The organism is Actinomadura viridis (assembly GCF_015751755.1).
GTDB lineage: Bacteria > Actinomycetota > Actinomycetes > Streptosporangiales > Streptosporangiaceae > Spirillospora > Spirillospora viridis.
The window spans coordinates 3,886,454-3,898,398 of the sequence record NZ_JADOUA010000001.1; the positions used below are offsets into that span (position 1 = coordinate 3,886,454).

At 75.7% G+C, this 11,945-nt stretch carries 11 protein-coding genes; 7 read left to right on the top strand and 4 right to left on the bottom strand.

What is annotated here, in order from left to right:
- Positions 1-231 precede the first annotated feature (231 nt).
- The 3 genes from IW256_RS17545 to IW256_RS17555 are packed head-to-tail and all read left to right on the top strand — an operon-like array spanning position 232 to position 3,154.
- The gene (locus IW256_RS17545) at positions 232-972 is read left to right on the top strand and encodes a (Fe-S)-binding protein (protein WP_197012014.1); all 741 of its coding nucleotides are present in this window, start codon (positions 232-234) and stop codon (positions 970-972) included.
- Positions 969-2,504: an LUD domain-containing protein gene (locus IW256_RS17550; protein WP_197012015.1), complete on the top strand. Its 1,536-nt coding sequence runs from the start codon at positions 969-971 to the stop codon at positions 2,502-2,504. Before IW256_RS17545 ends, IW256_RS17550 begins: the two co-directional genes overlap by 4 nt.
- Positions 2,501-3,154 carry a LutC/YkgG family protein gene (locus IW256_RS17555; RefSeq protein ID WP_197012016.1) on the top strand — a complete coding sequence of 218 codons (654 nt, stop codon included), beginning with the start codon at positions 2,501-2,503 and terminating at the stop codon, positions 3,152-3,154. The genes IW256_RS17550 and IW256_RS17555 overlap by 4 nt, the downstream gene beginning before the upstream one ends.
- A 79-nt stretch (positions 3,155-3,233) precedes the next feature.
- Here the strand turns inward: IW256_RS17555 and IW256_RS17560 are convergent, their stop codons facing one another.
- The gene (locus tag IW256_RS17560; RefSeq protein ID WP_197012017.1) at positions 3,234-3,827 is read right to left on the bottom strand and encodes a TetR/AcrR family transcriptional regulator; all 594 of its coding nucleotides are present in this window, start codon (positions 3,825-3,827) and stop codon (positions 3,234-3,236) included.
- Between the two features lie 250 nt (positions 3,828-4,077).
- Here IW256_RS17560 and IW256_RS17565 point away from each other — a divergent pair, with 250 nt between their 5' ends.
- On the top strand, positions 4,078-4,509 hold the full coding sequence (locus tag IW256_RS17565) for a plectin (RefSeq protein ID WP_231403822.1): 432 nt from the start codon (positions 4,078-4,080) through the stop codon (positions 4,507-4,509).
- Between the two features lie 258 nt (positions 4,510-4,767).
- Positions 4,768-5,460 (top strand): maleylpyruvate isomerase N-terminal domain-containing protein, encoded by a 693-nt coding sequence (locus IW256_RS17570; RefSeq protein WP_197012018.1) that lies wholly within the window; start codon positions 4,768-4,770, stop codon positions 5,458-5,460.
- Between the two features lie 21 nt (positions 5,461-5,481).
- On the opposite strand, the gene IW256_RS17575 is transcribed toward IW256_RS17570, so the two are convergent.
- The 3 genes from IW256_RS17575 to IW256_RS17585 form a co-directional block, all read right to left on the bottom strand.
- The gene (locus IW256_RS17575) at positions 5,482-6,864 is read right to left on the bottom strand and encodes a nitrate/nitrite transporter (protein WP_197012019.1); all 1,383 of its coding nucleotides are present in this window, start codon (positions 6,862-6,864) and stop codon (positions 5,482-5,484) included.
- Between the two features lie 186 nt (positions 6,865-7,050).
- Positions 7,051-7,293 carry a hypothetical protein gene (locus IW256_RS17580; protein WP_197012020.1) on the bottom strand — a complete coding sequence of 81 codons (243 nt, stop codon included), beginning with the start codon at positions 7,291-7,293 and terminating at the stop codon, positions 7,051-7,053.
- Between the two features lie 86 nt (positions 7,294-7,379).
- Entirely contained in the window at positions 7,380-7,883 is a 504-nt protein-coding gene (locus IW256_RS17585) for an NUDIX domain-containing protein (protein WP_197012021.1), read from the bottom strand.
- A gap of 313 nt (positions 7,884-8,196) precedes the next feature.
- On the opposite strand from IW256_RS17585, the gene IW256_RS17590 reads away from it, so the two are divergent.
- Positions 8,197-10,308: a molybdopterin oxidoreductase family protein gene (locus IW256_RS17590; protein WP_197012022.1), complete on the top strand. Its 2,112-nt coding sequence runs from the start codon at positions 8,197-8,199 to the stop codon at positions 10,306-10,308.
- Positions 10,305-11,879 carry an FAD-dependent oxidoreductase gene (locus tag IW256_RS17595; protein WP_307828928.1) on the top strand — a complete coding sequence of 525 codons (1,575 nt, stop codon included), beginning with the start codon at positions 10,305-10,307 and terminating at the stop codon, positions 11,877-11,879. The genes IW256_RS17590 and IW256_RS17595 overlap by 4 nt, the downstream gene beginning before the upstream one ends.
- Positions 11,880-11,945: the final 66 nt, after the last annotated feature.

Here is an 11,945-nt window from a genome sequence, read left to right on the forward strand (position 1 = left end):
CGCGCTCGATAACAGGCGAAGGGCGACACGCCGCTTGATCGACAAACCTTTCCCCAGAATCCCGATGAGTGCCACCTCGTTCACCGTCCGTTCCCGGCCGGTGCGGGTGCCGGTGCCGGGGCCGCGAACGCCCGCGGGGCAAGGGCTGCGGCCGTTCCGCCCGGCCCGCGCCCGTTCCCGCTCTACGATGCTCACCGGGACGGCGGGAACGGGCCGGGGGAGGTGAGCGCGATGCGCGTGGCGCTCTTCGTCGCGTGCTTCGACGACGCGATGTTCCCCGGCACCGGCCGGGCGGTGACCGCGCTGCTGGAACGCCTCGGGCACGAGGTGAGCTTCCCGCCCGGCCAGACGTGCTGCGGGCAGATGCACTGGAGCGGCGGCTACCACCGCGAGGCCGCCGGCCTGGCCCGCGGCTTCGCCGAGGCGTTCGCGGCGGCGTCCGGCGACGGCCGGGTCGTGGTGACGCCCTCGGCCTCGTGCGCGGCGACCGTACGGCACGCCTACCCGCGGATCGCCCGGGCCTCGGGCGACACCGGCCTGGCCCGCGCCGTGGAGGACCTGGCCGTCTACGAGCTGTCGGAGTTCCTGGTCGACGTGCTGGGCGTGACCGATGTCGGGGCGTCCTTCCCGCACCGGGTCGCCTACCACCCGACCTGCCACTCCCTGCGCGCCCTGCGGCTGGGCGACCGCCCGCTCCGGCTGCTGCGCGAGGTGCGCGGGCTGGAGCTGGTGGACCTGCCCGGCGCCGGGGAGTGCTGCGGGTTCGGCGGGTCCTTCGCGATGAAGAACGCCGACGTGTCGGTGGCCATGGCGGCCGACACCGTACGGCACGTCCGCCAGACCGGCGCCGACGTGGTCTGCGCCGTGGACGACCCGTGCCTGGCCCAGATCGGCGGCGTGCTCTCGCGCCTGCGCGCGGGCGTCCGCGTCCTGCACCTGGCGGAGATCCTCGCCGGGCCGGAGGCCCCATGACGCCGCCGTCCGGGGACTCCTCCGAGGGGCCGGGGCGAGGAGCGGCGCCCTCCTCCGCGGGGCCGGTGCCGCTGCCTGCGCCGAAGTTCGCCACCGCCGCCCGCGCGGCGCTGTCCGACGGGCGGCTGCGCCGCAACCTGGCCGGTGCCACGGCCGTGCTGCGGGCGCGGCGGGACGCGGCCACCGCCGAACTCGACGACTGGGAGGAACTGCGCGAGGCCGGGCGGGCCATCAGGGACCGCACCCTCCTCAACCTCGACTCCCACCTGGAGGAGCTGGAACGGGCGGTGACCGGCGCGGGCGGCACCGTGCACTGGGCCGCCGACGCGGCCGAGGCCAGGCGCATCGTCACCACGCTGGTGCGTGCCACCGGCGAGGGCGAGGTGCACGCGGTCCGCTCGGCGGTCGCCCGGGAGATCCGCCTGGACGAGGCGCTGGAGCGGGCCGGGATCACCGTCCGCGGGGCCGGCCTGGCCGAGCTGGTCATGGATCTGGACGGGGACGGCCGGCCCTCCCACCCCCTCTTCCCGGCCTTGCACCACGACCGGGCGCGGATCCGCGACCTGCTGGCCGGCGGGCCGCCCGGCACGCCCGCGGACCTGCCGGACGATCCGGCGGCGCTGGCGGGGGCGGCCCGCGCGCGGCTGCGGGACGGTGTCCCGCCGGGCGGGGCGGCGATCTGCGGCGCCGCGTTCCTGGTCGCCGAGACCGGCACGGTGGTGCTGGCGGAGCCGGGCGGCGGCGGCCGGGCGTGCGCGGTGCTGCCGGAGACCCTGATCTGCGTCGCGGGGATCGAGGAGGTCGTCCCCACCTGGGCCGACCTGGAGGTCTTCCTGCAGCTGCTGCCCCGCGCGGCGGTGGGGGAGCGGACCCTGCCCGCGATCTCCACCTGGACGGGCGTCACCCCGGGGGACGGCCCGGCCGCGTTCCACCTGGTGCTGCTGGACAACGGGCGGACCACGGTGCTCGCCGACGAGATCGGCCGCGCCGCACTGCGCTGCGTCCGCTGCGCGGCCTGCCTGGACGTGTGCCCGGTGTACGGGCGGACGGGCGGTGACCCCTACGGTCCCGGCCTGCCGGGGCCCATCGGGGCGGTGCTGACGCCGCAGGTGCGCGGCGTGGAGAGCGCCGCCGGCGCCTCCCTGCCGTACGCCTCCACCCTCTGCGGCGCCTGCGCCGACGTCTGCCCCGTCAAGATCGATATTCCGGACCTGCTGGTCCATCTGCGCGGCAGGGTGGTCGAGTCGCGCCGGAGGCGGCCCGTGCCACCGCCGGAGCTGGCGATGATGCGCGCCCTGGCGTGGACGATGGGGGACCGCCGCCGCCACGAGGCGGCGCTGCGGCGCGGCACCCGGTGGGCGCGCCTGCTGTCGCGCGGCGGCCGGATCCGGCGGCTGCCGGGGCTGCTCGGCAGGTGGACCGACGCGCGCGACGTGCCCGCGCCGCCCGCCGAGACGTTCCGCGCCTGGTGGCGGTCCCGTGCCCGGAGCGGCGGCACGGGGACCGGCGCGGGCCCGGAGGCCGGGCGGTGAGCTCCCGTGAGACGGTCCTGGGCCGCGTGCGCGAGGCGCTCGGCCCGGCCCGCGGCACCCGCGTCCCGGTCCCCCGCGACTACCGGCGCCGGCTGAGCGGGCGGCAGGCGCCCACCCGGGCCGACGTCGTGGCCCTGTTCAGCGAGCGGGTCGCCGAGCACCGCGCGTCCGTCCGGCACGTGAGCGCCGACGAGCTGGCCACCGCGATCGCCGCCGCCCTGTGGGGGCGGGAGGCCGGGCGGATCATCGCCCCCGCCGACCTGCCGTTCGGCTGGCTGGCCGGGCTCGAGGGCGTTGCGGCGCAGGCCGACCTGCCGGCGGCCGACCGGGTCCAGGCGGTGCGGGGCCTGGACGGGCTGGACGGGGTGGTGACCGGGTGCGCGGTGGCGATCGCGCAGACCGGCACGATCGTGCTGGACGGCGGGCGCGCGCAGGGCCGCCGCGCCCTGACCCTGGTCCCGCCCTACCACCTGTGCGTCGTGCACGCCGACCAGATCGTCGGGACCGTCCCCGAGGCCGTCGCGCGGCTCGACCCGGCGCGTCCCCTCACCTGGATCGGCGGCCCGTCCACGACCACCGACATCGAGCTGGAGCGCACCGAGGGCGTGTACGGGCCCGCCGTCCTGGACGTCTTCGTCGTCGAGGACTGAACCCGCCCGGCGGGCCGGCCCACCACGGGCCGGTCGAGCACGGGCCGGTCGAGCACGGGCCGGTCCATCACGGGGCCGGTCAGGTGAGGCCGGACAGCATGAGATCGAGGCCGGCCAGGAAGCGCGCCTCCCAGTCCACCGGGCCCTCGGGCTCGCCGGCCGCGGCGGCGGCGCCCGCGGCTCCGGGGCCGGTGCCGCGCACCTCGAGGGCGGCGTGCCCGATGACGTACGACAGCAGGGAGTGCGCGGCGACGGCGGCCCCGGCCTCGGGGACCCCGCCCTGGCGCAGGATCTCCCGCAGGGAGGCGGTGGTCGTGGCGAGCGCGGCGGGGTTGCGCCGGGTGACCAGCAGCGGCAGGACCCCGGCGTGTGCCAGGAGGCGGTCCCGGTAGGCGCGGGCCCAGCCGCGCAGGGCGTCCCGCCACCCGGCGTAGCCGTGCGCGTCGGCCGGCGCGGCGGCCACGTGCGTCACCAGCCCGTCCAGCAGTTGCTCCTTGCCGCGGGGCAGGTGGTGGTAGATGGCCATGGCCTCGACCTCCAGGGCGTCACCGAGCCTGCGCATGGTGAGCCGGCCCAGCCCCTGGCCGTCGACGATCTGGAGCGCGGCCTCGATGATGCGCTCGATGGAGAGGGGCGTGCGGTTCTGCGCGTTGATCGCGGGTTGCCTGACCATCGGTTGCCGATACCTCTCGGGTTGCCCTGCGTGCCTGGACGTCCGGTGGAACACCTCGCGGAGAGCGCGGACGGGGCCGGGCTCCCTCTCGTGGGAGGCAGTCTAAGATCGCACGGGCCTCCGACACGCGTGGTGACCGGCCACCCAGCGGTTACCTTACTGTGTAAAGGGAGGGGCTCGTGTGTCCCGCGGCGCGACGCGCCGGAGGGCGCGCGTACGCTTGCACCGATCGGATTGATGGCGCAGGACCATGAGGAGCACGGATATGCCGCTGGGCCGCCGGGTGAGCAAGGACGTCGCGGAACTGCTGGAGGCCGACAGGGCGCTCGCCGAGACCTACCGCGACAGGCTGGCGGAGGCCACCGAGGCCGAGCAGGCGCTGCGCGCCGCGCAGGGGGGCGGCGCCTCCGACGCCGGGCCGCGCCCGGAGACGATCGCCTTCGACGAGGCGCTGACGCGGGCGCTGCTGGCGGCCGAGGCCGCCGAGCGGGTCGCGGCGGGGCCGAAGATCTACGTGCCCGAGGGCGCCGACGGCAAGGCGCGGCGGGCCGCGGAGATCGCCTTCCGCCAGGCCAAGGCCCGGCCCGCCGTCCGGCCGTGGACCGACGAGGTCGACCGGCTGCGCACCGCCCGTGAGGCGCACCGGCTCGGCTTCCGCACGATTCCGGCCGTGGCGCGCTGAACGGGCCCGCCGGCGGGCCGGCACGGCGCGGGGGCGCCGGGGCCGGCGCGGTGCCGGTGCCGCCACGGGGCGGTGACTCGGCGTCATGACATCGCCTCATCCAGTGGCACCGGCCGCCGAACTCTGAGAATGTACCCACTCGGGGGACCGCCGGGGCGCCGCGCCTTCGAGGGGCCGCGGGGGCCGGGGCGCGGTGGTCCGGGTGCGGGGGCCGGGGCCGGCCGGGGACGCCCGGTGTTCTGATCGCGGGGGGAGACCATGGAGCGCACGCCGCCTGACCGGCATCGCGTCCTGGAGTCCTATCAGGACGGGGTACGGGCGATCCGCGCGCTGTCGGCCCGCGTCCGCGACTGGGACGCGCCGACCCCCTGCGCCGACTGGCAGGCGGCCGACCTGGCCGGCCACCTGCGCTGCGTGGCGGAGAACTACCTGGAGTACCTCCAGGACTCGCCCGACAGCCGGCTGGCCAAGCTGTTCGCCCGGGACGCCGCGGCCGCCGTCCTGATCCGCCAGCAGGCCCGGCAGAACGCCGCCGAGCTGGCGGTGCTCCCGCCCGAGCCGGCGGCCGACCGGATCATGGCCTTCACCGTCTCGGCGGGCGCGTACGCCGATCTGCTGCCCGACATGTGGGACCGCACCCATCTGATCTACCGGGGCACCAAGTACACGGTCGGCGACCACGCGGGCGCCGCGTGCGTCGAGTGGCACCTGCACGCCTGGGACCTGGCCCGCGCCGCCGGCACCGACTACCGCCCGGACGACCCGGAGCTGCTGGTGTCGGCCTGGCACTGGGGCGTCCCGCACCTTCCGCTGTCCTCCGGCGACGCGTGGGAGTCGGTGCTGCGCTCCTCGGGCCGCTCGCCGCGCTGGCCGCGGGAGCCGGAGCCCGGTGAGCGGCCCCCCGCGCGCGGATGCGCCGGGCCCCGCTCGCGGCGGGGCCCGGCGATCTGAGACCGGGGGCGGGAGGCGCGGTCAGACGCCGGCCAGCTTCCTGGGGTGGGTGCGGATGTAGACCAGCCAGGTCAGGGCGAAGCACAGCGCGTAGAAGGCGATGAAGGCGATGTAGGCCGCGTCGCCGGTCTTGTAGGTCAGGAACGACTGGCGGAAGGCGATGTTGACCAGCACGCCGCCGAACGCTCCGACGGCGCCCGCGATGCCGATCAGCGCCCCGGCCAGGCGCCGGGCCTCGTGCTCGGCCGCCGCGGCGTCCCCGCCGTTGGCCACGCCGAGCTGGGCCCTGGCGCGGAAGATGGCCGGGATCATCTTGTAGGTCGAGCCGTTGCCGATCCCGCTGAAGACGAACAGCAGGATGAAGCCGGTCAGGAACATCGGCAGCGACGCCTGCAGCGAGGCCGCCAGCACCACGACCGCCGCGGCGGCCATCGCCACGAAGTTCCAGAACGTCACCCGGGCGCCGCCCAGCCGGTCGGCGAGCCAGCCGCCGACGGGGCGGATCAGCGAGCCCAGCAGCGGGCCGAGGAAGGTCAGGTAGGCCGCCTTGATCGGGGTGTCGAACTCGGCCTTGAACTGCACCTGGAGGACCTGGCCGAACGCGAACCCGAACCCGATGAACGAGCCGAACGTGCCGATGTACAGCACCGACATGATCCAGGTGTGGGGGTCCCTGGCCACGTCCCGCATCGCCCGCCTGTCGTTGCGGGCCTGCGACAGGTTGTCCATGTACAGGGCCGAGCCGAGCGCGGCCAGCACGATGAACGGGATGTAGATCCCGGCGACCAGGCCGGGGCTGCCGTTGCCGGCGGTGGCCAGGACCGCCAGCCCGACGAGCTGGACGACCGCGACGCCCAGGTTGCCGCCCCCGGCGTTGATGCCCAGCGCCCAGCCCTTGAGGCGCTGCGGGTAGAAGGCGTTGATGTTGGCCATCGAGGAGGCGAAGTTGCCGCCGCCGACGCCGGCGACGGCCGCCAGGACCAGCAGCGTGGAGTAGGAGACGCCCGGCTCGATGAGGAACGCCGCCAGCACCGAGGGCACCAGCAGCAGCGCGGCGCTGACGATCGTCCAGTTGCGCCCGCCGAATCGGGCGACCGCGAACGTGTAGGGGATGCGCAGCGCCGACCCGATGAGAGCCGGGACCGCGGTCAGCAGGAACTTGCCCGCCGGGTCGATCCCGTACGCGGGGCCGAGGAACAGCACCAGCACGGACCACAGCGTCCATACCGAGAACCCGATGTGCTCGGAGAAGATCGAGAAGATCAGGTTGCGCCGGGCGACCCTCGCCCCGCCCTGCGCCCAGAACTCCGGCTCCTCGGGCCGCCAGTCGTCGATCCAGCGGCCCTTGAGCCGGGTCAGCGGATAGCCGCGGCCGCGCGCCTCGGCGTCGGTGGTGACCGTCATCGGGGACTCCTTGTGGTCGGTACGCCCCGAAAACTAGGAACCCCGGATTTCGCCGGTGTGTGTCGCGTAATGCGGCAGTGATAATTCCACTGCACTCCCCGTCACCGATGATGTGAGGGCGGGCGGGCCGCTCCGGCCGCCGGGCCGTTGCCCGCGCCCGGCGTCCCGCCCCCGTGTCGCCGCCGGTCAGGCCCTGTCGGCGACCAGTTCGGCCGCGCGCGGGTCGGCGGCGCGGGCGCAGTGCGCGCAGCAGTACCAGTGCCGGTCGACCTCGATCCCGTGGCCGAGGATCCGGCACTGGCAGTGCTCGCAGATCGGCGCCATCCGCGTGATCGCGCACTCGAACGAGTCGAAGGTGTGCACGGCCCCCTGGGCGTGCACCTCGAAACTCAACGCGTAGTCGTTGCCGCAGACTTCGCATGCCGCCATGGACGGTCCTCCCCCGTGAAGGCCGGCGCGCGGCGCCGGCCGTCGTCCCTCCGTGTCCTGGCCCCTACCCGTTCGGCGGCCGGAATCTACCCGGCGGCGAGGGGAGCCTGGCCGAACGCCGGCACCCGGCCGTCCTCCAGGTAGACCGCGCGCCGTTCGGCCATCCCGCGCAGGCTGTGGGGCATCCGCCGGGCGATGTGCGGCGGGGCGAACTCGGGCACCCGCTCCGGCGCCACCAGCACGTGGCCGGACAGCTCGTCGGGGGGCAGCCGGATCGCGCCGATCTGCGCGGCCGTGATCGTGCCGGCGAACACGAACACGTTGACGGCGTCCACGCCCTCGCCGCGCGGCGGCCCCCAGTCCACGCAGACCATCCCGTCGAGCCGGGGGACCAGGCCGAGCTCCTCCTCGCACTCGCGCACGCACGCCGCCAGCGGGGACTCGCCCTCCTCGATGACCCCGCCGGGCAGGAACCAGCCCTCCTTGTAGGTGGGCTTCACCAGCAGGACCCGGCCGAGGTCGTCGAGCAGCAGGGCGGCGGCGGCGCCGCGGGTGCGCGGCAGCGAGGCATAGTAAGCAACGTCGGGCATGCTCCGAGGTTAGGCCGCACCGGCCCGGGCCGATCGGGGGCCGCCGCAGGCCGGGGCCGCTTCACGTGCCGGTCCGGCGGGCCGCCGAGGATCCGTTCGGTAACCGGCCGGGGAGTGACGAAAGGGCATTGACAGTCGTGGACAACGCTTGACACGTGATCGTCAATGGCCGCCGACCGGCGCGACGGCCCCGCGGGCGGCCCGTTCCCATACGGCGCTTGACCTTGGGGAACGACCCCGCGTGAGCCGCTTTTAACAGCCGGGTCACACGCGGGACCCACCCGCGAAACGGTGCCCGCACACGCTCGGGGCCATGACCGATACCCCGACGCACTGTCCTTACTGCGCGTTGCAGTGCGGCATGTCGCTGGGCGGTGACGCGGCGGAGCCGGGCGGCCCGCTGCGGGTCACGCCCCGCGAGGACGTGCCCGCCAACCGCGGCGGGCTGTGCCAGAAGGGCTGGACGGCCGCCGAGATGCTCACGGTCCCCGACCGCCTGACCTCGCCGCTGATGCGGGCCTCGCGGGACGCGCCCCTGGAGCCCTGCACATGGGACCAGGCCGTCGACCGCGTCGTATCGGAGATCACGCGGCTCCAGGGCGCGTACGGCCCGGACGCGGTCGCGGTCTTCGGCGGCGGCGGGCTGACCAACGAGAAGGCCTACCAGCTCGGGAAGTTCGCCCGGATCGCGCTGCGCACCTCCCAGATCGACTACAACGGCCGGTTCTGCATGTCCTCGGCCGCCGCGGCCTCGGGCCGGGCCTTCGGGATGGACCGGGGGCTGCCGGGCCCGATCACCGACCTGGGCCGCGCCGACGCGGTCCTGCTCGCCGGCGGGAACGTCGCCGAGACGATGCCGCCGTTCATGCGGCACCTCACCGACCTCCAGCGGGCGGGCGGCGCGCTGATCGTGGTCGATCCGCGCCGTACCACCACCGCCCGGCAGGCCGACCTGCACCTGCAGCCCACCCCCGGCACCGACCTGGCCCTGGCCAACGGACTGCTGCACCTGGCCGTCTCCGAGGGCCTGCTGGACGAGGACTACCTCGCCGAGCGGACCGGCGGGTTCGAGGCGGTCCGCACGGTCGTCAACGCCTACTGGCCGGACCGGGTCGAGCGGATCACCGGGGTGCCCGTACCCCACATGCGGGAGGCCGTCCGGCTGCTGGCCCGCGGCGAGCGGTCCTACGTCCTCACCGCCCGCGGCGCCGAGCAGCACGCCCGCGGCACCGACATGGTGACCGCGTTCATCAACCTGGCGCTGGCGCTGGGGCTGCCCGGCCGCCCCGGGTCGGGCTACGGCTGCCTGACCGGCCAGGGCAACGGCCAGGGCGGACGCGAGCACGGGCAGAAGGCCGACCAGCTCCCCGGGTACCGCCGGATCGACGACCCGGCGGCGCGCGCCCATGTCGCCGCCGTGTGGGGCGTGGACCCCGCCGACCTGCCGGGGCCGGGCCGTTCCGCCTACGAGCTGCTGTCGGCGCTGGGCACCCCGGACGGCCCCAAGGCGATGCTGCTCTTCGGGTCCAACCCGGTCGTGTCCGCGCCGCGGGCGTCGGCGGTGGAGGAGCGGCTGGACGCGCTGGACTTCCTCGCCGTCGCCGACTTCGTGCCCTCGGAGACCGCGCGCCGCGCCGACGTCGTCCTGCCGACCGCGCAGTGGGCGGAGGAGTCGGGGACGATGACCAACCTGGAGGGCCGGGTCCTGCGGCGCAGGCAGGCGGTGCGCCCGCCCGCCGGGGTGCGGACCGACCTGCAGATCCTGGCCGTGCTCGCCGACCGGCTGCAGGCGCCCGGCACCTGGAGCGAGGAGCCCGCCGAGGTCTTCGAGGAACTGCGCGAGGCCAGCGCGGGCGGCCCGGCCGACTACTCCGGCATCACCTACGAGCGGATCGAGAAGGAGGGCGGGGTCTTCTGGCCGTGCCCGGCCGAGGACCACCCCGGCACGCCCCGCCCGTTCCTGGACCGCTTCGCCACGCCCGACGGCCGGGCCCGCTTCACGCCGGTGGAGCACCGCGGCGCCGCCGAGGACGTCGACCCCGACTACCCGGTGTACCTGACCACGGGCCGGGTCCTCGCGCAGTACCAGAGCGGCGCCCAGACGCGCCGCGTACGGCCCCTGGTGGACGCGGCGCCCGAGCCGTTCGTCGAGCTGCACCCCGACCTGGCCGAGCGGCTGGGCATCGCCGAGGGGGCCGGGGTGCGGGTGGCCAGCCGCCGCGGTGCCGCCACCGTACGGGCGCGGCTGACCGACGCGATCCGCCAGGACACCGTCTTCATCCCCTTCCACTGGGCGGGCGAGGGCAGGGCGAACCTGCTCACCAACCCGGCGCTGGACCCGATGTCGCGGATGCCGGAGTTCAAGGTCTGCGCGGTCCGGCTGGAACCCGTTCTCACTCCCGATGACGAAGGAGCCGGTTCGTGACGAGGGAAGCCGTGACGAGGGAGGCCGAAGAGCCCGGGACCGTCCCGAGGGGCATCGTCGTCGTCGGCAACGGCATGGCGGGGTCCCGGCTGGTGTCGGAGATCCGCGCCCGGGACCCGCGGGTGCCGCTGACGGTGTTCGGCGCGGAGGCGCGGCGGCCCTACAACCGCGTGCTGCTGTCGAACGTGCTGGCCGGCGCGGCCAGGGCGGACCAGATCGGCCTGGTCGACCCCGCCTGGTACGAGACCAGCGGCGTCGACGCGCGCCTGGGGGTGGAGGTCGTCCGCGTCGACCGCGAGGCCCGGACGGTGCACGGCTCGGACGGGTCCGCGGTGCCGTACGGGACGCTGGTGATCGCGACGGGCAGCAGCTCGTTCGTGCCGCCGATACCCGGGACCGAGGGCGGGCTGCCCGCCGGGGCGGTGGCGTTCCGCACCCTGGACGACTGCGAGGCGATCATCGGGGCGGCGGAGGGCGCCCGGCGCGCCGTCGTGATCGGCGGGGGGCTGCTGGGGGTCGAGGCCGCCCGCGGGCTGGCCGGGCGCGGGCTGGAGGTGACGGTGGCGCATCTGGCCGGGCACCTCATGGACCGGCAGCTGGACGCGGGGGCCGGGAAGGTGCTGGCCCGGACCCTGGGCCGGCTGGGCGTCCGGGCCCGCCTGGAGGCCGTCGTCACCGGGATCCGCACCGCCCCGGACCGGGACGGCGCCGCCCGGGTGAACGGGGTCGAGCTGGCGGCGCCGGGCGGCGGCGCGGAGGCCGCGGAGGCCGCGGAGGTCCTGGACGCCGACCTGGTCGTGCTCGCCTGCGGGGTGCGGCCGGAGGTGGGCCTGGCCCGGGCCGCCGGGCTGGAGGTCGACCGGGGGATCGTGGTCGACGAGACGCTGCGCTCGGTGTCGGATCCGTCCGTCCGGGCGATCGGGGAGTGCTCGCAGTACGGCGGCACCGTCTACGGGCTGGTGGCGCCCGCCTGGGAGCAGGCCGCGGTGCTGGCCGACCTGCTGACGGGCGCCGACGCGCTGGCCCGGTTCACCGGGGCGCGGGAGATCACCCGGCTGAAGGCGGCCGGCGTGGACCTGGTGGCGATGGGGGAGACCCATCACGGCGACGACGACCCCGACGTGGAGATCATCCGGTTCGCCGACGCGAGCCGCGGCACCTACAAGAAGGTCGCCATCCGCGAGGGCCGGGTGATCGGCGGGATCCTGCTCGGCGAGACCGGCACCGCCGGGACGCTGACCCAGCTGTACGACCGGGCGGCGCCGCCGCCGGCCGACCGGCTCAGCCTGTTCTTCACCGGCGTGGGCGGCGCGCGGCCCGCCGATTCGCCGGTGCGGATGCCGGACGCGGCGACGGTCTGTCACTGCAACAACGTTTCCAAGGGCCAGATCCTGGAGTGCTGGGAGAAAGGCGCCCGCACGGCGGAGGAGGTGGCGGCGCGTACCCGGGCGAGCACCGGATGCGGCGGCTGCCAGGACACCGTCGCGGGGATCGTCGACTGGCTGGCCGAGCAGGACCACGACGGCCCCGGGCAGGTGCGGGTCGGCGTGGGCGCCGCTCCGGGGGGCTGACGGGCACGGCGCCGACCTGCCGCGTTCTCCGGCCGAATAACGGCCGGAGAACGCGGCGGGTTTTCA